The 260-nt window shown below is 61.5% G+C and carries 1 protein-coding gene; it reads left to right on the top strand.

Annotated features, from left to right (window positions below; translation table 11 throughout):
- Positions 1–260 (top strand): hypothetical protein (locus SB765_RS30965; protein ID WP_410932666.1); only part of this gene is annotated, 260 nt, incomplete at both ends.

Raw genomic sequence — 260 nt, 5'->3', positions numbered from 1 at the left:
AGTCGCGCTGGCCCGCACCGAGCAACTGGCAGAAAACAGTGGCGATCTTCCGCCAGAGATCAGCGATCAGTTTCGGGTTAACCGCGAACTCTCGGTTGCCCTGAATCAGCAGGCGCAGCGCATGGATCTGGTGGCGTCGCAACAGCGACTGGCCACCAACCAGATTATTCAGGTCCGTCAGGCGCTCTCTACCCTGCGTGAACAGTCGCAGTGGCTGGGTGCCTCTAATCTGCTGGGCGAAGCGCTACGGGCGCAGGTCG

The sequence above is a fragment of the Pseudomonas sp. SIMBA_067 genome (genome assembly GCF_046534675.1).
Classification (GTDB): Bacteria; Pseudomonadota; Gammaproteobacteria; order Pseudomonadales; family Pseudomonadaceae; genus Aquipseudomonas; species Aquipseudomonas putida.
The sequence above is the reverse complement of the archived record's forward strand: the minus strand, read 5'-3'. Positions and strand labels throughout refer to the sequence as shown.